The 19,204-nt window shown below is 45.8% G+C and carries 19 protein-coding genes; 7 read left to right on the forward strand and 12 right to left on the reverse strand.

From position 1 onward, the window contains the following. Positions 1-18: 18 nt before the first annotated feature. From AZI86_RS01655 to AZI86_RS01675, 5 genes are all read right to left on the reverse strand, one after another. Complete coding sequence (locus AZI86_RS01655; protein WP_061833347.1) at positions 19-528, reverse strand: hypothetical protein; 510 nt, start codon at positions 526-528, stop codon at positions 19-21. A 217-nt stretch (positions 529-745) separates the two neighbouring features. Beyond that, a complete protein-coding gene (locus AZI86_RS01660; protein WP_061833348.1) occupies positions 746-2,017 on the reverse strand; it encodes a hypothetical protein in 1,272 nt (423 codons plus the stop codon). Between the two features lie 84 nt (positions 2,018-2,101). Beyond that, on the reverse strand, positions 2,102-2,515 hold the full coding sequence (locus tag AZI86_RS01665) for a hypothetical protein (protein WP_061833349.1): 414 nt from the start codon (positions 2,513-2,515) through the stop codon (positions 2,102-2,104). Between the two features lie 109 nt (positions 2,516-2,624). Continuing rightward, positions 2,625-2,984: a hypothetical protein gene (locus AZI86_RS01670; RefSeq protein WP_061833350.1), complete on the reverse strand. Its 360-nt coding sequence runs from the start codon at positions 2,982-2,984 to the stop codon at positions 2,625-2,627. A 125-nt stretch (positions 2,985-3,109) separates the two neighbouring features. Further along, the gene (locus AZI86_RS01675) at positions 3,110-3,529 is read right to left on the reverse strand and encodes a DM13 domain-containing protein (protein WP_061833351.1); all 420 of its coding nucleotides are present in this window, start codon (positions 3,527-3,529) and stop codon (positions 3,110-3,112) included. A gap of 236 nt (positions 3,530-3,765) precedes the next feature. On the opposite strand from AZI86_RS01675, the gene AZI86_RS01680 reads away from it, so the two are divergent. From AZI86_RS01680 to AZI86_RS01700, 5 genes are all read left to right on the forward strand, one after another. Further along, the gene (locus tag AZI86_RS01680) at positions 3,766-4,674 is read left to right on the forward strand and encodes a LysR family transcriptional regulator (RefSeq protein WP_172797990.1); all 909 of its coding nucleotides are present in this window, start codon (positions 3,766-3,768) and stop codon (positions 4,672-4,674) included. 123 nt (positions 4,675-4,797) lie between these two features. Continuing rightward, a complete protein-coding gene (locus AZI86_RS01685) occupies positions 4,798-5,577 on the forward strand; it encodes a TIGR02147 family protein (RefSeq protein WP_061833353.1) in 780 nt (259 codons plus the stop codon). Then, positions 5,577-6,248 (forward strand): hypothetical protein, encoded by a 672-nt coding sequence (locus AZI86_RS01690; RefSeq protein ID WP_061833354.1) that lies wholly within the window; start codon positions 5,577-5,579, stop codon positions 6,246-6,248. The genes AZI86_RS01685 and AZI86_RS01690 overlap by 1 nt, the downstream gene beginning before the upstream one ends. 3 nt (positions 6,249-6,251) lie before the next feature. Beyond that, a complete protein-coding gene (locus AZI86_RS01695) occupies positions 6,252-6,722 on the forward strand; it encodes a hypothetical protein (protein ID WP_061833355.1) in 471 nt (156 codons plus the stop codon). A 202-nt stretch (positions 6,723-6,924) separates the two neighbouring features. Continuing rightward, positions 6,925-7,533, forward strand: coding sequence for a winged helix-turn-helix domain-containing protein (locus AZI86_RS01700; protein ID WP_157684600.1), 609 nt, complete (start codon positions 6,925-6,927; stop codon positions 7,531-7,533). 9 nt (positions 7,534-7,542) lie between these two features. Here AZI86_RS01700 and AZI86_RS01705 read toward each other — a convergent pair whose 3' ends face one another. The 7 genes from AZI86_RS01705 to AZI86_RS01735 form a co-directional block, all read right to left on the reverse strand. Then, positions 7,543-7,866: a KH domain-containing protein gene (locus tag AZI86_RS01705; RefSeq protein WP_061833357.1), complete on the reverse strand. Its 324-nt coding sequence runs from the start codon at positions 7,864-7,866 to the stop codon at positions 7,543-7,545. Between the two features lie 116 nt (positions 7,867-7,982). Beyond that, positions 7,983-8,417: a hypothetical protein gene (locus tag AZI86_RS01710; protein WP_061833358.1), complete on the reverse strand. Its 435-nt coding sequence runs from the start codon at positions 8,415-8,417 to the stop codon at positions 7,983-7,985. Continuing rightward, positions 8,407-9,015: a hypothetical protein gene (locus AZI86_RS01715; protein WP_061833359.1), complete on the reverse strand. Its 609-nt coding sequence runs from the start codon at positions 9,013-9,015 to the stop codon at positions 8,407-8,409. Before AZI86_RS01715 ends, AZI86_RS01710 begins: the two co-directional genes overlap by 11 nt. Then, on the reverse strand, positions 9,012-10,742 hold the full coding sequence (locus AZI86_RS01720) for a hypothetical protein (protein ID WP_061833360.1): 1,731 nt from the start codon (positions 10,740-10,742) through the stop codon (positions 9,012-9,014). The genes AZI86_RS01715 and AZI86_RS01720 overlap by 4 nt, the downstream gene beginning before the upstream one ends. Then, positions 10,739-11,338, reverse strand: coding sequence for a PEGA domain-containing protein (locus AZI86_RS01725; RefSeq protein WP_081111747.1), 600 nt, complete (start codon positions 11,336-11,338; stop codon positions 10,739-10,741). The genes AZI86_RS01720 and AZI86_RS01725 overlap by 4 nt, the downstream gene beginning before the upstream one ends. Positions 11,339-11,341: 3 nt before the next feature. Continuing rightward, a complete protein-coding gene (locus tag AZI86_RS01730; RefSeq protein WP_061833362.1) occupies positions 11,342-12,079 on the reverse strand; it encodes an OmpA/MotB family protein in 738 nt (245 codons plus the stop codon). Positions 12,080-12,081: 2 nt separating this feature from the next. Beyond that, a complete protein-coding gene (locus AZI86_RS01735) occupies positions 12,082-12,867 on the reverse strand; it encodes a motility protein A (protein ID WP_061833363.1) in 786 nt (261 codons plus the stop codon). A 193-nt stretch (positions 12,868-13,060) separates the two neighbouring features. Between AZI86_RS01735 and AZI86_RS01740 the strand changes: the two genes are divergently transcribed. Together AZI86_RS01740 and AZI86_RS01745 are read left to right on the forward strand one after the other, a co-directional pair. Then, a complete protein-coding gene (locus tag AZI86_RS01740) occupies positions 13,061-17,371 on the forward strand; it encodes a fibronectin type III domain-containing protein (RefSeq protein ID WP_157684601.1) in 4,311 nt (1,436 codons plus the stop codon). Between the two features lie 22 nt (positions 17,372-17,393). Then, the gene (locus tag AZI86_RS01745; protein ID WP_061833365.1) at positions 17,394-19,196 is read left to right on the forward strand and encodes a DUF1592 domain-containing protein; all 1,803 of its coding nucleotides are present in this window, start codon (positions 17,394-17,396) and stop codon (positions 19,194-19,196) included. Positions 19,197-19,204 lie beyond the last annotated feature (8 nt).

The raw sequence follows: 19,204 nt of genomic DNA on the forward strand, positions 1-19,204 counted from the left end.
GCGATAAGAAACCAAGTGCTATTGTTCGATAGTAAGAATATTGCCGAAAGCTATATCAAGTGATTCTCTGCTAAAAATAGTTCCAACTTGGTTAAAGCAATTAAACTGTCGATCCTGATGCTCTCTACCAACATGAAAATTGTCATGGTGAACAGTAAAATTGAGTTGGAGCAACTTGAGGGAGGGCATAGATGCGGCGTCTACTTTTACGACTTCGAGCCTACTCTCGGCAGAAAACGGGAAATAACCATTTTGATAGACCTTGATGCCCGTGAAAGAGCAAATAACCGCTGTCCCACTAGCTTCAGCCACTTTTAGTGCCTGTATTTTGCCATCTGCCAAAACAAGCTGCTCATCTGCAGGCGGTGATTGTTTCTCTTCGAAAAGTTTGTTTGCTTCAACAATACTCAAGATTTTGATTTGTTTTCCTTGTAAAGAGTTGTAATCGATCGGAGCAGAAGCATCTGCGTGAGCTATGCAAATGGACGTTAGAAACAAGCTGAGTGCAGTTAGTACAGTTTTCTTCATGATGCCTCCAAGTATATCACTTGATTGTTAACCCGCCCAACTCCAATCAGCAAGCTGCGTTTTCAAAAACTGAATCCATTTGGAACAGGTAGCCGTCAGCCCCGGTAAGCTTTGTTGACTATACAGCGCCCTAAAAACCATGAAGTCGGTAAGAACGTAAATCTTCCCTTCAAATAATTTTTTCGAAGATTTTTTAGCTTTTTCTGTTGAGCTTAAGTCAGAGCCTCTTCACCGTAAAATTCGACGTTCCTTTGATCAACTTCCAACCGGGAGCGAGTTTGAGCTCCCAACCAATGCCCTGAGCGGCATTTTCGCTAAAAGCAGACGGAGGGCTGACAGCGATGGACGCTCGATTGTCGTGAAACTTAAAGAGAGTTCCCTCTTTAACTATCAAAGAGCCCCATTCGTCTCTAACTTCGTAAGTCTCATAGATGACGGTGTTCGCATCAATCGACAAAATGCCATACGGATTAAACACTGCTTGCGGACTATTCAAAACAATTTCCAATTTTCCTGGCTTTTCGATCTGTGATAGATATCTGGCGATTTTATCTTTAGTTTCCTGCGCTCTCTGAGTTTCAAACTTAACGATTTCTACGCGGCCGTAGTTTTTTAAAACTGCAATCGAAACCGGGCCTGGTTCTATTTTAAAAACCTGTTCCGTGATTTTTCCGAAACTTCTCATCTTGAGTGCCATGAATTTCCATTGTGGCCCCTTCGTGTCTAATAAAAGTCCGTAAAGCGGCCCCGAATAATAGGCTGAAGAACGAGTAAGGCTGGAAATTTCAGGAACGGCCTCAATCTTTTTGCGTAGCGCTTCGACAGTTTGCTCTGGTGTCGAACCGCAAAGTTTCATGCCCGTGTATTCAGCGACACCTTCACTCATCTCCATGGATTCTTCATTCTTCTCTGCTTCTGGATACTTCTTGAAGCGAAGTTTTCGCATTTGTAGGGCGACGCCAACATGATCCCTACGATGGGCAGAATCCTCAAGAGCTTTCAAAAGAGCATTCCATTCGAGGCGAAGCAATATACGGGCTTCTTCTTGATCGAGATGGGTGTTAAGGGCGTTGTTCATTGGAAATCCAACATCTTCTTGAATCGAATGGAAGGCCTCATGGAACATTAAGCCTGTTCTTCGAATCTGATCTTCGGGTAAGGGCCAAACAACCATCGACCAGTTGCGACCGCCCCATTTTACGGAGGTGTTCGCATAATGGGGCCCGCCACTATAAGTTCCCCGATAGACATTCGAGAACTTTTCAAAACGACCTTCTGGATCGGGCTCCGTCGATACGGCTTTTAGATTGTTCGGGTCAACAATAACCATCGGCACACAAAGACTGTGCTTCCACGTGACTCCGTCTTCTTTGATACAGGCATCTTTGTATTGTCGTAGGTATTCGGCAGCTTGCATTTCAAAATCAGAAGCTTTTGGGATAGAGGCGCAACCAGCAATGACGATGAGAAACGGTATCAATTTTTTCATACGAGGAGATTCTTTTAATAAATCAAGATAGTCCAGGAGAAATCCATCAACGGCTCCCTACTCTGCGATCAATAAGGGAATGTTTTAATTAACTGCGCCCGATGACTTAACACCTGAAGCCTTCGTGACACACGAATTCTTGCCATCATCCAAGCCACGGAAGTAAGCACGGGATAATTCGGCGCTCTTCATCGCGGCAGCTCCACAAGAGAATCGACAATCAACATCGCTTTTAGATTTATGTCCCAATCTCTCAGAACATAACGATGAGCATTTTTCTAGGAACGAATCACGCCACTGTTTATGCCCATCCCTGCTATCAACGACAGCATCGCAATTTGCGATTTCTTTTACGGCTTTGCGTATCGATTGTGACGCAGGCCCAGAATAACTAAGTTCATTTGCTGGATCGAAATCACAGGCCACCGAACCCGCCAAAGAAGGAAGGCAAGAGAACAAGCTGTAACCTAGGACAGCTGCGACGATAAAGTTTTTCATTTCTTAATGATAAAATTCAAGGAGTGCGAATACAAACCTCCAGATAACAACTGGACGGAAATCCAATCCTTGCCTTGCCCTGCACCGCAAAATCACGCTTGCTGAGGGGCTATTGGCATGTCACCTCGCCGGGATACCAAGTGCAACCTAGGCTTTGATACTTCAGACAGCGGTGTGCCCCGATGGTGCCTGCGATATTGCAGACATTATCAAAGGAAGCATTTCCGCCTTCATTCACACAGCGACCTGGATGCTGAATCGCCGTGCTTTGAATCCAATTGCAACCCAGTGAATAATACCGACTGCAGCCTTGGGCGCCTGCAAGTTCACCCGCAACCTGGCAGGCGCGGTCATTCATTCGGTCACCGCTGTCATTGCGGCAAACTGAAATACACTGATTCTGAGCGAATGCCGTGAAGCCCGTGAGCGAAGCGGTTACAAAAAGCACTGACATTAAAAGAAATTTCATACTGGTCTCCTGAAAAAATGATCCGTTGAAGCCCTAGCAAGCGGCGTGCCGACTAGCTTGGGCCCATAATGGCTCCATCTAACGACTTCGGATCAGTATTTATTTACTTCTAAACTTTTTTGCGATCATTTGATTTTAGCAATACCGAAATCGACGTGGAATTGAGCGCAGTAAATAACCACCTGGTCGAATTTCGTAAGCTCCTCAGCCGATACAGGAAGCATGTACTCTTGCTCTCCCTTAAATGCTTTTAAAGTTTCAACTACAATCATCGGTGTCACTCCGCTAGAATCCCGCAGAACTACGCGAAGGTCAGGTCCGTGTTGAGTTTCAAAATTTCTCGCGAATTTTAGATTAATTTTTCCCATCTTCTGGTCGATGGATAAATCACCGGTCGTGCGTTTTGCCCCGACGGGCATGAACGAGCCGACATAGTTTTCATCGGAGATAGGACAGTTTTCCAGCCAGTCCTGATCGCAGGCCGGAGCCGCATAGGCCCCATTGCTTAGACAAACCCCTAAAATCAAAATTCCAAGTCGATTCATTCCATCCTCCTTTTTGCGCTTAAATACGCAAGTTGTTTATGGCTCGAAGATATTCTTGCTGAAAGCCTTCGTCTTCATTAAATATGCTTACTTATCCGTTAAGATTTTCTAAATTATGTAAGCTTAACCGTTGGATAAGAGAGCCTTGACTGGAAAACTGTCCTAAAGGCGTTCATGCTTACGCGATGGAAACTTTAGTTTGTTGCGCAAGAGTAGGGCCCGTGCTAGTTGAAGGTATGAAAAATGATCTTAACGTCGACCAGATAAAAAAGCTTTGGATCTTAGATTTGATTATACAATCAGGAAGCCTGAAAGGGGCGGCGGCGAGAGCCAAAGTCTCACCATCAGCTATTTCACAGTCGCTCACGGCACTTGAAAAGAACGTGGGTAAATCTTTAATAATCAGAGACCGCGGCTCGATCCAGCCCACTCAAGATGCGCTGACAATATTGGAAGTGGTAAGGCCAGCCTTTGAGGTGTTCGAACGCTTAAGCGATTTAGGTAGTCAGCCCATTCCCCAAATGACATGGCTTAATTTTGGCACGTATGAAAGTATCGCAGTCGAAATTCTTCCTAGCCTTATTCACCGCTTGCGGGAGCGCATGCCGCAATTGAAACTGGGCTTGAGAATCAGTCGCACAGATCAGCTCCTCACGATGGTCCGAAAGGGCGAACTTTGCTCAGCGCTGGTTACCGAGGTCGATGGACTGGAGAAATTCTATAGCGTCCCGATTTGCGAGGATCGTTTAGGCGTTTATGTTTCAAAGCACCATCCGATTGCACAGCATGGATGGAAGGCGGTCGCGCAATTCGGCCTGGGATCACTAGCCCCGGGCAAGGACGGACTTCCCCGTTACTACCAAAAATTCATGAGAAAAATTGATGCCGCAAAGCCAACGGTGTTAAGTGAAAGTTTTGAAACGCTTCGGGCTGCCACGATAAGTGGCGCTATCGCGTCGGTTCTTCCAACCGGAGTTGCCCAAAGAACGGACGAGCTTCTTGAGATTACGCCTGAATCCGTAGATCCAAAACTTGGGAGGCACAAGATTTTCGTCGTCAGCCAGACAAACTGCGACAAAGAAGAGGCGGACTTTCTTGCTGCCGAATCAAAGCGGCTTTTAAAAAATAGAATATTGATATCCTAAACTTGAAAACCGAAAACCGCGTTGTTTTTGTGTCTCGCTATTGAATCCTCCGGACACACTGTTGGAGATCTATTTGTTAAGTTCTCTTGTTTTATGTGAATTGAGCGGGTAAAAATCCGGTCCATGCAGAATCCTTTTCTTCAAGAGCTTAAAGACGCGCTGATACGAAAGAAAGAACAGAACCACAGGTACTCTCTGCGCGCTTTTGCTCGGGATACAGGGTTGTCCGCTTCCATCTTAAGTAAAGTCTTATCTGGCAAAGCGCCTCTCACCCGCAGAGTGATCGAACTTATTTGCGAGCGTTTGGGCTATGAAGAACGCGAAACGCGACGTTGGGTGCAAAAGTGTCTTTTCCACGAAGATTTACGTCGCGGTTACGAAACTTTTGCCAGTGCTCATTTCACTCCCCTGCAGCACGACGAATATAAACTTGTCACCAACGTCGTGCACTTTGCCATCCTCGAGTGCATTAAACTTCCTATCTTCGATCATTCCCTCCAGTTTTTATCAGAGTATCTGGGCCTCTCGACAAATGAGGTTTCTGAAGCCGTCGAGCGTTTAAAAAAATTTAAATTTTTAGAAGTGGACCGCCATGGAGAGTTTCATGTCTTGAAAGGTGAGACCTCGGCCTTTTCAATCCCTCCGACGGACATCGGTGTCGCGCAAACCATGCAAAAAGATATTTTGATGCGCGCTTATCACGCCGTGGATGACATCCCGATGGAAGAAAGATGCCAGTACTCCCTCATATGTTCGTTTGAATCTTCAAGAATTGATTATGTGCGGGAAAAATTACGCAAAGTCCTTATGGAGATTAACGAGGAAAGCGCGCGATTACAGAGCGAATCAGACGATGTGTATTGCTTAAGCCTTTCTGCCTTTTCTTTACTTAAGAGGGATTAATGAAAAATAAAGTGAGGGCCGGATTTTTCTTTTTAATTTTGCTGACGGGACAAGGAGCTTTCGCGCAGGCCCCAGAATGGGGGGACCGTTCTTACGCCGTGGTGGAGCATTTTAAATATATTGCAGATAACTTGGCCCAAGCCGTAGAGCGCGCCGATTCTAAGTCCCTTCCCTTTGAAAATTTCAAAACTAAATTTGCCTCGGTACTCGCCAGTTACGAAGTCACGGCATCTCCCCTGGTGTTCTTGCCAATACCTGGACGCCCTGACACACGACGGATCGTCGATGCACTTAATTATACCGACGAAAATGGAGTTCACCGAATCGAAGTTTCTTTGCAACGATGGCGTTCCATGAGCAACCAGCAAAAGGTTGGCTTGGTTCTTCATGAGATGTTGCCCGGCCTGGGCATTAAAGACCGCGATTATTCTAATACCGTCCTTTTGCTCAATCTTCTTCAACCTTGGTTTCCCGAAGAAGAACTGAGGCTAAAGACGATCGGTGCGCTGATGCGTGACTGCGATGAGGACTCGCAAACACTGCTGGATGTGTTGTACAGCGGTGACGAAGAAAATCGGCAACAATACCTAAATTATGCAGTTTCATTAGAATGTGAGCGGGCCGCATCGCAAGTGACGATGATGCCCCTTCGGTACACGGCGAAGGAATAAAAAGTGAGCAAATTTTTATTGATGTTGATTTTAATATTAGGATTCAGTGCTCAGACCTATGGCGTGACCGTAGAAGGACATGTGGCCTACGGAGGCGATGTGGAAGACCTGGAGTTGTCCTTAAGTTTTCATGACCTGTTAAATACTTTAAAAAAATCCTCCGAAGCGATGGCATTAGCCCCGCAGATTTCAAGAGCCGATACCAAAAAGTTGATCGTGGTTTTTAATGGACGTCCCAACGGTCTTGAAAGATATCGTTTTAAAAAAAGAGTTTGGGTGGACTATGATATGTGGTCCCAGAGCGCTTCCCTTTCCAGACTTCATATTGTGATTATGAGCCTGCTGGATGCCTTGACGTTTGATGGACCCAAGAGTGAGGTCGCCTGTAAGTTGTTAGGCATTTTCTTAAGAGAACACTCGTCTCGTGAAGCCAATACATTGGGTGCCATATACGTCCCCGCATGCGAGTGTTGACGAAAAATCGATCGGCGCTCAACGGATCTTCGCTTGATGAGTGATTCATGACGTTCCTTTTTATGATCCGCTGTTAATATTTCTTTAAGGAATTAAATTTTCTTGAAGGAATGTTTCGGTGCCAAAGTTTAGTTCTCCTGCGGAATCAAAATCGGAAAAAATATATTTGGTCGAAGCAGACGGTTCGGCTACAAACTCATTAGTGCATTCAGTTGCAGGATACCCCATCATCCCGATCGTCAAAGACCATTTTTCTTTCAATGCCTACGATACTTTTCATTTAACCTTGGTCCCTTACACTAGCGAAAAAGATTTCTTAGAATTTTTAAACGGCTTTTCAAAAGAATACTTTCTGCCCATTTTTCCCATACTCGCTATTTTACCTCTCGGAAAAAATATTAGAGCTGATTTTTTAGATAAAATTATAAATGTCATAAATCTGTCTGATGATGCCGACACCCTAGAACTGGAAGTCCGCCGGGCTTTAAAAATAGTCCACATCTTAAGAAGTGTCCCGCAAATCCTGCGCTTAGGGAATTTATCAGTGAATACCGAAAGCAAACGGGTTTTCATCAAAGATACCGAACTCAAGCTATTCAAAAAAGAATATCAACTGCTTTTAGAGTTGGCTCGAAGAAAAAATCAGGTGGTTCCTGTGGAAGAGTTGACATCCCTATTGTGGCCGAAGACCAGCGTTTCAGCGGGAAATCTGCCAACCCAGGTCTATAATCTAAAACAGAAGCTTAAAGATTTTTCCGGATGCCTGCAGACCATTCCCGGAGAGGGCGTGGTTCTTAAAACCGACAGCTGATGAGATTTGTTAAAAAAATCTTTCCTCGTCTTTAACCTTCACGATCGCCCTAAAACCCTTCGCCGCGCACATGCCACTGACTAAGATGCGCAGGGCATTGATTGTCTGCCCGCGGGCCCCGAGCAGGCGGCCAAAATCGTTTTGCTGAAGATCGACTTCAAAAACAGTTGTCTGCTCGCCTTGAGAAATTTCCACCGTCGCGGACTCTGGACATTTTAATAGGTGTTTAAAAATGATCTGCATCGCGGTTAAAACATCGGACTTCACCTGCGTTTCGTCAGGTGTTTTATCTGCTCTTCGCTTACGTATGACAATCGCGGGTCCGGCGCTCACCTTCACTCCTATTCACCAGATCTATCGGAAATGGTTCAATAAGAAAATTCTAAACTTACTACGGATAGATGTCTCGTCCGACAAAATATTTCTTTCACTATGTGTTTCCCAGAACTCTATTCTAGATGAACATCATCAAGAAACTTTTTGATTAATATTCCGTGCATGGAGGATTCAGAGGAGTTTTTATGGGGCGCACTCTCTTTTAAATAAAACCACTTGAACATGTCTTTTTTAAACTGGCCGACATAATTTCTAATTGAATCCCAATTTTTTTGAGTTTCTCGAAGCTGAACCGAAAGCGAGTGAACGACTTTATAAAGATCATTTTTTTCTTTTCGTAATTCAGACATCTCTTTGCGCAACTCAAGATTTTCTTGAACTAGACGAAATACATAGGCTTCAATTTTTTTCTGACGTTCAAAATTCATCGCTACCTGGGCATTTCTAAGTGCTGGAAGGTTCACTCCCCGCAACAAGCGGTTTTCCTCTTCAAGGACCATCACCGAAGCTTCAAGATCAACGACTTTAAATCTTAAATCAGAAGACATAACCCAATCCCATCCACAAAAATGTTTCCGAAATTCGCACGCGAGAATCGGTGCTAGAAAGTGCAAAAAGGCTCGTGCAAAGCTCTGCATTGATTTCAAAATTGCGATTTAAACGGTGATCCCAACCAAGTCCAGCATTGATCACTCCATATTCGCCCGTAAACTTTTTACTTTCATCGATGGTGAGGGGATCATCACCCAAATAAAACTGTCTTTTGCCGTAATGGGAGGTGAAATAAAAAGAGTTTTTCTGATAAAGGTCCAATTCGCCCCAAGACATCTTTTCTTTGACCTGGGTTCCTTCTCCCCACCAGTAGATGCGGCCCGCGATCTCATATCCCGAAACGGGCACCGTCCCAATATTCAAATCAAATTGTGCCTGATAGCCAAAGCCCACCGCTAAATAAGAGTTAAGAAAATGGAAAAACTGCAGATTAAATCCGCCGACAGACGGAGATCCCCCGCCTTGGTCCCCCTGATTTGCGAGCTGCCCAACCCCTGTTCTTAGAACAAGCTTGTTGGCATACTCAAACTCGCCCCTAGCAAAGGACAAAATAGGAACTGCTATCAACAGGAAGGATAATGCTATCAACTTCATGCCGCCGCCATGGAAGAAGTAGAATCTTTTTTCTTTCCTTTAAGTTGGACCAAGGCTCCATCAAGCGATTGACGCGCGAGCTTGAGTGCTTGAACCCTTTCGTCGGCGTCGTTTTTTTCCAGACCTTTTCGCAAAAGATCTAAAACCACCTCTTTTTTCATACCTGGCGGCAGAATTGCTTGGAAGTTATTACGATCTTCTTCTGAAGCCACAAACAAAAGTGAATAAAGGGACTCATTGCTAAGACTCGCCAAATAAGGCCCTAATTTTTTTTCATCCACCGTTCGTAAATCACCAAAAGTCCAAACTTTCGCCGCAACAACGGCCGCGATATCCGGCTGTTTTTGACGAAGCTTATCAATAAACTCTTCATCGTCGCCGATCCCCAGCTCTTTGATAGATTCAATCAAAGGATCAATAATTTTCGCGCCAATATTATTGCCGTCATCAATGCGAATATTTTTAACATCGCCGATCAGATCTTTCAGCAAGCCTATAGATTGGCTGACTTCTTCCGAACCCACGTTTCGGGCGCTCAGAATGATCATCCAATCATTCTGGGTCAGGCCCGACTTGTACTGCTCAAACGCTTCGGTCGACAAAACCTCTAAAACCAATCGCCACAACGAAGCATGAGCCGCCTTCTGGGCCGACTCGAAAAGAATCCGCTTATCGACATTAAATAGAAAAACAATGTCGTCATTTTTAAGTGATTTTTCCAAAAAGCTCGGTCCTGAGAGCATTCGCAGACTGACGTCTTCTACAAGGCCTTGAGCCCACAGTCTTAAAGAAAATCCAGGGGGCGTCTCGATGTCTTTGCTTAAGGCACTGACTCTTTCAGGTCCCAAAAAATTTTTCATCAGGGCTCGGGAAGATTCATCCAATTGGCTCAATAACCAGCGTAAACCAATTTGATCTGCAGGCGTAAAAGCCAGGGCCAAAAAAACTTTGTAAGGATTTTCCGCACACATGTGTCTCAGTTGTTCTAGTGAACTATCCAAAGACCCGGCAAAAAGATCCGGCACTTGATCCACTGCCGCTGACGGCGCGTCTGGTTCCTCATTTGCGGTCTCGGCCGACGGAGGTTTATCCCCGGCCTGTTTCAGGGTCAAGAGGCCGCTCAAGGCTTCAGCACCTGACTTGATCGCTCCGGCGACAAATCGCATTCCCAAAAACAAAAGAGCACCCAATATCACCAAGCCTAAGAAGAAGCTGGCGACATTTAAAAAATCTTTAGGCAAGATCTTTCCGTCTTCTGACGACGGCGATGATGGGGGGCTTTCCTTTTTCGCCGCCTCTGAGGCCACGTCCCGTTTTTTAGGCTCAGTCAATTCCACAGATCGCAATTGGACCACGACTTTATAAGACGGATACATTTTTCGGATGTTTTCTTTAAATACATTCAGCGCTTTGGATTCAATGTTTGCCGAGGCCACAATTGAAACCGCCAAATTATCGTAATCTTCATCGATTTTGCTCTCATTCCAATAAGGCAGCGGTAAATATCCTATGTCTTGCCCGGCGTTGCCCGGTTCATCCGGTGCGGCCTTGGCTTTTTTAGATGAAGTCGCTTTCACTACCACCGCGACAGAGTCCCGTGTTCCAAATTGAACTTGCGCTAAATTTTGAATATTTTCTTCAATATTTCGTTCAAAAGTTCTCACGTCCGCCAGCGCTGCGGTGGTCACGCATAAAAAAACAAATAAACGTCCTAAAGTTTTTTTCATCTAGGCACCGACCTTCTGAAACTTTCTAACATCCGCTTTACAACGGTGTCTTCGGGATCAATGGAGCTTGCCCGCTCAAGGTTCTTGATGGCTTGATCCAGATTGTTTTTTGAAGATTCGATATTGGCTTGCAGGACATAGGCCGCCGCAATATTCGGGTATATTTCGATAAACTTTTTTAGTCGCTCTTCGGCTTGATCGTATTTCTTACTCATAACCATGGCCTGCAAAGTCAAAATTTCTTTTGTCATTTTGTTAGCGCCATCTTGAAAATTGGGTAAAACCATTTTTTCATAATAATCCGTCGAATAAGGATCCAAACTGATTAAAAAATCTTGGGACACGCGGGTGGAGGCTAAGACCGATCGACTTTGGTGACCCGCTTTTTCGACCCGGATGTCCAAGTACTCTTTTGAAAACGGGTCGGCGTACTTGTCCGAAGCCAGCTCTAAAGGCGTCGCTCCGATATTTTTTGAGTCTAAGAAAACATTGGCTCCGCTGGGATTGCTTTCAATTTTAACCACCTTACCAGCGCATCCCGTCAATATCATTGACGGCAGAAGTAATATTGTAATGGCAAAATATATTAGCTTCACTTTTTACTCCCCGTATTCTTTCAAGATCTTGACGATGACCCGACGATTTTGAGCCATATTATCGATAAGCTCATTCCCCTTTTCATCTTTTTCGGGAAATAACGGATGAGAGTCCGCCAAACCCAGGGCCTTAATACGTTTTGGAGAAAATCCTTGTTCTAAAAACATTCTGACCACCGCCGATGCTCTGACGCCCGAAAGTTCCCAATTTGAAAACAAGGGCCCTCGCACGTTGGAAAGAGGCCGTGAGTCGGTGTGTCCCTCGACGACGATTCCGAAATCTTTCGCTTTTTCGGAGATGACCGGCACTAGTTTTAATAAAAGGTCCACGGCTTCTTGGCGCATCACATACGAACCCGAATCAAAAAACAGAGCGCCCTTAAAAGTGATCTCAACACCTTTTTCGGTGCGATGGAAAATCACCTGATCGGAAAGATTTTGTTCTTTAATGACCTCTTCAAGACTTTTACTAAGATCTTCATACGGGAGTTTATACTCGCCCCCGAACAGCTGCGTGGTTTCTTTTTTTATTTCTTCCAGTTTAGAGGCATCCACGGTCGAAAAGCTCTGCAAGACGACAAAGAATCCCATCAGCAGTGTCATTAAATCGGCATAGGAAATCAGCCAATTGCCCTCACCATCATCAGTATGCTCTCCCTCGGACGGTCCGAAAATATCGTCATCGAGGTCGATGTGATTTTCCCCTGAATGTTCGGGCTCGATCTTCTTTGCCGCGCCCATCACTAACCTGCCTTAGCCAAGGTTTTTCTAGCTGTCGGAGTCAAATAACTTTTTAAATCTTCTTCGACAATCAAAGGATGTTCACGGTCGCGCAAAAGCTTAATACCGTCGGTGATAATCCGGCGCAAAACTTGATCTTCCTCGTTAAGCTTAGTTAGATTTTCCCCAATCGGAATCAAAACGAAGTTGGCTAAGGTCAAACCATAAAGTGTCGCGACCAGACCAATCGCCATGGCCGGCCCTAAGCGTTTGAATGCATCGGCCGAGCCCAAAGAATTCAGTAAGGCAATCATACCGACGGTCGTTCCCATCAAACCAAATGCGGGAGGAAACTTAGCGATAGTCTTAAAAGTCATCGCTTCTCGTTGATGGCGATGGTGGATCACGGCGGCGCGTTTCTTTAAAATTGCATCCATTTTTTGTGGTGAAAGCCCCCCATCCACAATGAGCTGAACACCTTCTTTAAGAAATTCGTTCTTAATGGTATCAACCTTGTCGCGCAATGCCTGCGCATTTTCTTGTTGGGCTTTTGCCAGATCTACTATTTCAAGAACAACGATTTCATGCTGATGACCATATTTAGATAGAAACTTTCGCCCCATGACTTTAAATAAAGCCGGGATTGTCTTTAAAGGAAAGCACAGCATGGTGGCGGCCAGGGTTCCACCGAAGACCACTAAAATCCCGTGAGGATCAAGGAAAACACTGCGGGCGGATGTCGCTGTCAGAATCGTGGTAAAGAAAACAGCCAGGGCCGCGATGATTCCTACGAGTGCAGAAAAGTTCATGATAGATCTCCATTTGCTCATCATATCGGCGTGGACTTTGTCAGACACAGTCCAGATCAACGGACACCTTATCAAAAAAAATTTGATGTGCATCCGAGACATGTTTCCTAAAAATAAAAATCATTCAACGCATTCTAACTTTGAGAACTCAAGCTTCCTTAAGAATCCTCTCTATCTCCCCGATCTTTTAGTCATGAGAAAAATTTTAGTTATAACACCGATGTTTATTTTTTTGGCCGGATGCCTTGATACATCCTCATTGTCTGGCACCGCAACGACCCAGAATAATTTCACCGGCTGCATCTCCGGCACCGGGCTGACTAATAATAGTATCTCCTTAACCTTTTCTTTTCCTTCGAACCTGGATCAAGTCGTCATTTATCGCGACGGGATCGAGGTCGGACGTTCCAAATCAAGTAGCACGTCCTCTATTATTGATGCGGGCCTCACCGAAGGAGTCACCTACCATTACACTTGTGATGGATACGTGGGTGCCAAAAAGTTTGTCGGTTCAAACTCTGTTGATATTGCGCCGGTCAACACCAACGCCCCTTCTTTTGCGGGGATCACGGCGGCTGTTCCGACCACGGCACTGACGGTGCAGGCTTCTTGGAACCCCGAAAATTCCTCTGCGGCCAGAGCCTCGTACTATCAAATTTACGGTAATATCGGGAGCGTTGTTCAATGGAACTCACCGCCGATTAAAATCGTCGCAGCCAATGCGGGTTTATTCAAAACCACAATTTCACCTTTAGGCGATGAGCTTACCTATTCTTTTGGCGTGCGCGCCTGCACCAAAGACAATATTTGCGACGGCAATACCAGAAGTATTTCTTTGGTCGTGCCCGATAATGGCGCCCCATTGACTGTGGGTGCAGAGTCCGTTTCGGCAGGAAACTTTGTGGCCTCGATCATCGCACCGTGGAAGCCAACAGACGGTGCTATCGCTCAACGCCAGGTTTTTATGTGTGAAGGTGCCAATTGCACATTTGGGACAACACCCGCAACCATTACGGTGGTCAGTGATCCCACCAGTCCTCCGACCACGCTGACGCTCACGGACTCTATTAATGAATACTCGACCTATTCATTTAAAGTTGTGGATCTAGATCCCTCGGGCAATAGCAATCATAGCAGCAAAGTTGTGCGGCTCACGACCGGGGACCTTTCGTCACCTCTCTTTAACGGAATCACCAGTGCTTCTCGCGGAAGTCCGACAGACTCTAAAGTCCTTCTTAATTTTATCGCCATCGCTCGAGAAGGAACCTCCGACACGAATGCCATCGTGGGGGCAAGCAAGTATTTACTTTATCAAACCAAAGCTCTTTATCCTGGAACAGCGTCCAATGCGTGTAACTCCTTGGTACCCTCGGACATATTGGCCGCTAGTGCCTTTGCTCCGGGTTTTGCGACCCATACGGTCACGGGACTGGATGCGCGCACGAATTACAGCTTCTGTCTTCGCGCCCAAGATGCGGCCGGGAACATTTCGACAAATTCTTTACCAACCGCCGTACTTACTTCCGACGTCACGCCCCCTGATTTTTTAGGAATCCAATCAGTGACTTATAGGACTTCCTCTCGCACCATTCAGCTGGGTTGGAATCCCTCTACGGCAGCAGATTTAAGAAAATACATCCTGCAGCTTTGGAAAAACACTGCGACGCCCACCGCCGCGCAAATTTCCACATTTAATATCGACAAATCAAATTCCAATGGCACAAGCATCACACTGGCGCAATTTCCCTTAAACGACCATGACCTGGTTTATGCCACAGTGAACGCGTGTGATAATACTCAAGACCTGGGAATCGGAGCGCCAGACAACTGCACGACCTTGACCATTCCTAAAACCACGGTCATTCCCGACATCAATCCACCACCAGGCTTTTCGGGCATCGCCGTCTCGACAGAGCTTTCCTCCCCCACTCAAGGAAAAGCGATAATCAAATGGCAAATTCCTACTTGGACCGGGGATTACAGTGGTTTCCGTGTTTATTCTGTGAACCCAGATCTTTCGATCAATTTATTATCAAGCTGTCCTTGTGCCACCCCGGGTTCTTGTAACAACGGCGATAACTCATGCCAAATCACTGCACTAGATCCGGGAAGAACTTATCGTTTCCATGTGCGAGCTTATGACTCTGTAGGAAACGAAACGGACTACCTTAGCCCGGCCACAAGTTATTCCGATTTAAAAATTAAAGACACAACACCGCCAGCATTTAACTCCGGATTGGCCTTTGATGGTTTAACTTTGAAATGGTCAGCCGCTTCGGACAATCAGTACGCCACGGGAAATTCTATTAACTACTTGGTTTACCGCAAATCCACGTCCACATTTGCTTCAGCCACATCGCCGCAAAGCGACGGCACATTAATCTCTACGACCTTGGATACTAGTTATTATGAAAATTCCCTGACTTCCGGGGGCACTTATTTTTACACCGTGTGCGCGAAGGACTCTCAAGACAATAAAAATTGTGACGGGGTCGTCCGCAGCTTTGTGGCAACGGACGTCGTGCCACCGACGATCATCGCCTTGAATCACACTAAAACCACCACCAATTTAAAAAAATGGAACCTGACTTGGGACCTTTACGACGCCGGTACGGTGAATAATCTTTTGCGAGTCCGCGTGTATCGAAAATATGGTGATGCTGCCGTTGTGGCGACAACCAGTGATTCAATAATTTTTGATGGCTATGGTTCAACCCTGGCGTTATCGGATTTAACGGGTCCTATTAACACCAACACGTACATTTCCTATCTTCTTTGGGTGCAGGACGGTGCGGGAAATGTATCCACCACCAATGTTCGCCTTTACTCACAAAACCAAATCGTCATCACCTCGACGTCAGGAAAAAACTCTTTATCCACCGGCGGGCGCCTGATGGTCATTAAAGGCACGGGATTTTCAAATGCCAATTCCAATGGCTACACCACGAACACTGTAGTCAAAGTCGGAGGAGTGGCCTGTGACACGACAACTTATATCACCTCCGAATACCTTACCTGTCTCACACCAGCAAACGGCCTTGGCTATAAAGATGTCGAAGTCTTAAACCCCGATGGTTCTTACGCACGATTGACCAATGAACATCAGTATGTCAACACTGCCCCGGTCGCGGATCCTTGCTTAAGCACCGCTGCTCAATCGGCAAGTCCCTTTGCTTCTGGCGCGGGCACGGTCGCCAATCCTTATTTGATTTGTACAAGCACGCAATTAAATCAAGTCACCTCCAACACCTATTGGGTGGGGGGACGGTCTTTTAAATTGGGAAATAATATCGATCTTAACAGTTCTACCTGGAGAAATTACAGCAGCGGTTTTGTGGGAGTTTTTGACGGTGATAACTATTCGATTTTAAGAAACTATATTGGTGACATGTCTGGGAACACTATTCCGGGAATCTTTTTTAAGGTCGCACCCACCGATACCGCGACATTTAAAAATGTTCGTTTCTTAAATTGGGTGATGACGACAAATACAACCTATATATATCAAATCAACGAAGCACTTTTTTCAGGGCCCGGCAGCGGCGGTCAACTTAATTTAGAGAACTTTACATTTTTAGGTTCTTTCAGTGTGCGCGCCGCCAGTGTCGACTTCGCGCCTCATCGAGTGGCGCTGGTGCGTGATATGGGTTCATCGGCAACTCTTAATATTTCGAACTCGGATATTTCCGCGACCGTGGACTGCTGCTATAATTTTTCGGGCGATGCCAACCCTGGCGGGGCGATATTAACTTCTCAGCCCACAAATTCCACGGTGAATATTCAGGGCTCGAAGATCAAAATTAACTCGTTATACAGAACCGATCTTGGCGCGGGAATTCTTGGTTCCATGTCTAGTGGGTCCAGCCTTTCAGTCATTAACTCTGAAGTGAACTATGTAAACCGTTACACGGGCAGTACCTGTAATTACGCGTCGGCCATCGTTCGCAATTATGCCGGTGCGGCAAACCTTATCATCAAAGGTGTGAGGGCTTCATTCAGCGATCTTTACTCCGTGGGATGTTCTGAAGCCGTTGGTGGATTTGTGGGACCTACGACTCAGACTTACAGTGGCGCGCAGAAAGTTGAAATCTCGGACTCAATCATCACTGGGTCTATTTCTCAAAACGTGCCGCGGGGAATATTCGGAACTGTTTATCAAGGAACTGCAGGTTCAGGGAATAGCTTTACGATGAAAAATATCATCGCCAATATTACCTATGGTGTTAGCGCCGGAACTCGCTATGGCACCCCGGCCGTCAGTGGCTTTGACACTCTTTCTGGGACGGGACTGATTTACAATAACAGCACAGAAAACAATGTTTCGATATCCACGGGAGGAAGCTTTATCACCAACGCCGTTCCCGCCACGCAAAGTGAAATGCAAAATTCAGCTGCCGGAAATATTTATTTAACTAACGGGTTTGATTTCACCAGCGGCACAGGAAAATGGAAATGGTGTGGCGCTTTAGATTATCCTCGACTGATGTGGGAAGTTTGTCCTTAATTAAGAACCGCGGGGGGCCGCTTTGAAAAAAATCTTAGAACGTGGGGCATTCATCTTCATGACCGCAGGTTTTTGTTTTACCTGCGTTGGCTGTAATGCCATTACCGAATTCATTTCTCCAGAGATTGAAAATCCATCCATCACCGAGGGAGAAACGACATCACCGTCGCTCACCAAAGAAGAACCGAAATCCAGTGTTTCTCAAGTTTCGGTGTTGCTTGATAAGCAGTGCAAAAAACCCGCGGCCATGGCCGTTCGCGATTCCGTGCGGCTTAATAAACTGCAACTGGGAAATGCCATTCGCGACACGTTTGGAGAAGCGACTTTAAATGCCGAAGCCGTCCAAGCCGCCTTTGCAAAATACCCCAATGACGTCGATTTTGAAACCGCCTCACAGTTCAAGATCATGTTTGATCAGACAAAACTTGACGCCGTTAATGCCATCGCTCACGCCGTGGGTGAATTTGTTGCGTCGAATCCTTTAACCTTGGCCTCCGTGGGTGGCGGGTGTTTTTCGGGAATCACTAATGCCACCGCCGAAGCTTGTTACCACGAATTTATTCTGAAATTAGGCCGACTGGTTTTAAGACGTCCACTGCATGTGCCAGAAATACTAAATCTTAAAAAAGTGGTCTCGGCGGGACTGACACAAAAAGAAAAAGTGATGGGCATTACGGAAGCTCTTTTACAGTCAGCTCCTTTTTTATTTCAGTTTGAAATGGGAACGTCTTTAAAATCTGAAATTCTGACTTTAAACGCCTTTGATGTCGCCTCAAGATTGTCATTTTTAATTTTAGACTCGGTTCCCGATGCAACGCTGTCGCAACTGGCGGACTCTGGAGAAATTTTAAAGCCCGCAGTGCAACGCCAACAGGTGGATAGACTCTTTTTAGATCCTCGGGCCAAAACTAAAATACGACGGTTTGCTCTTTATTGGCTGGGACAAACCTCAAATCACGCGATGCCATCTTTGCCGACATCCCCGCCCTCTTTAGTTGCGGGCTTAGATCCAGTGGCTTTACGCACCGAAATTCTGCGCGAAGTTCAAGAGTATGTGGAATATGAAATCTTTAATGGCGCCACCTTTAAAGATCTACTGCTCTCCACCCGTTCATTTGCACGCACGGATGATCTGGCGTCAATTTATGGTCACAGCAAAGTGACCTCGTCGGCACCGGCACAGATGGGAGCCGGTCGATTTGGAGTTTTGTTGAGACCGATTTTAACGGCCTCCACGACGAGCACCCCTTCGTCCATTATTCGCGGGGTTCGTCTTTACTCGCGTCTTTTTTGCGGCAGCTTAGGATCACCGCCTGCAGGCGCGGAAGGTGCCGGGATTGATATTACGGAACCGGAAATTATAAAAAAATACAGCAACCGCACATTGATTGAAATGAAAACCGGAAGTGGGACGTGTTTTAATTGTCATTCTTTAGCCAACCCTTTGGGGTTTGCTTTCGGGACGATGGATTCTTTTGGCCGCTTTCGTACCACCGAAAAGATCTATAAATTTGGCGGCGCAGACAGTGATCTTATCGCGACTCACCCGATTGATTCTTCAGCGGTGATATTAACCGGACATAATGAGAAATTTTTGGTCAACGGCCCACAAGATTTCGCCCAGCAATTAGCCAACAGCCAGATTGGCCCGGCTTGTTTCAGTCGGCACATGTATGAATTCTTGCAGGTTCAAGAAGAGTCTATGTCGGACAGCTGTTTGATGAATGAAGTGATTAAAACCGTTCAAGACTCTAACAAAGGAGTTCTTGAAGCCTTCAAAGAAATTATCTTGAGCTCGTACTTAACTCAGAAGCGTATAAATTGAGGTGATGC

Source organism: Bdellovibrio bacteriovorus (assembly GCF_001592735.1).
In the GTDB taxonomy this organism is placed as follows: Bacteria; Bdellovibrionota; Bdellovibrionia; order Bdellovibrionales; family Bdellovibrionaceae; genus Bdellovibrio; species Bdellovibrio bacteriovorus_D.

Coding starts and splice junctions, on each gene's coding strand:
- AZI86_RS01685 (WP_061833353.1), top strand. CDS start 4,798: ATGCAGAATCCTTTTCTTCAAGAGCTTAAAGACGCGCTGATACGAAAG.
- AZI86_RS01710 (WP_061833358.1), bottom strand. CDS start 8,417: ATGTCTTCTGATTTAAGATTTAAAGTCGTTGATCTTGAAGCTTCGGTG.
- AZI86_RS01730 (WP_061833362.1), bottom strand. CDS start 12,079: ATGGGCGCGGCAAAGAAGATCGAGCCCGAACATTCAGGGGAAAATCAC.
- AZI86_RS01665 (WP_061833349.1), bottom strand. CDS start 2,515: ATGAAAAACTTTATCGTCGCAGCTGTCCTAGGTTACAGCTTGTTCTCT.
- AZI86_RS01655 (WP_061833347.1), bottom strand. CDS start 528: ATGAAGAAAACTGTACTAACTGCACTCAGCTTGTTTCTAACGTCCATT.
- AZI86_RS01735 (WP_061833363.1), bottom strand. CDS start 12,867: ATGAACTTTTCTGCACTCGTAGGAATCATCGCGGCCCTGGCTGTTTTC.
- AZI86_RS01660 (WP_061833348.1), bottom strand. CDS start 2,017: ATGAAAAAATTGATACCGTTTCTCATCGTCATTGCTGGTTGCGCCTCT.
- AZI86_RS01680 (WP_172797990.1), top strand. CDS start 3,766: ATGAAAAATGATCTTAACGTCGACCAGATAAAAAAGCTTTGGATCTTA.
- AZI86_RS01690 (WP_061833354.1), top strand. CDS start 5,577: ATGAAAAATAAAGTGAGGGCCGGATTTTTCTTTTTAATTTTGCTGACG.
- AZI86_RS01675 (WP_061833351.1), bottom strand. CDS start 3,529: ATGAATCGACTTGGAATTTTGATTTTAGGGGTTTGTCTAAGCAATGGG.
- AZI86_RS01670 (WP_061833350.1), bottom strand. CDS start 2,984: ATGAAATTTCTTTTAATGTCAGTGCTTTTTGTAACCGCTTCGCTCACG.
- AZI86_RS01740 (WP_157684601.1), top strand. CDS start 13,061: ATGAGAAAAATTTTAGTTATAACACCGATGTTTATTTTTTTGGCCGGA.
- AZI86_RS01720 (WP_061833360.1), bottom strand. CDS start 10,742: ATGAAAAAAACTTTAGGACGTTTATTTGTTTTTTTATGCGTGACCACC.
- AZI86_RS01715 (WP_061833359.1), bottom strand. CDS start 9,015: ATGAAGTTGATAGCATTATCCTTCCTGTTGATAGCAGTTCCTATTTTG.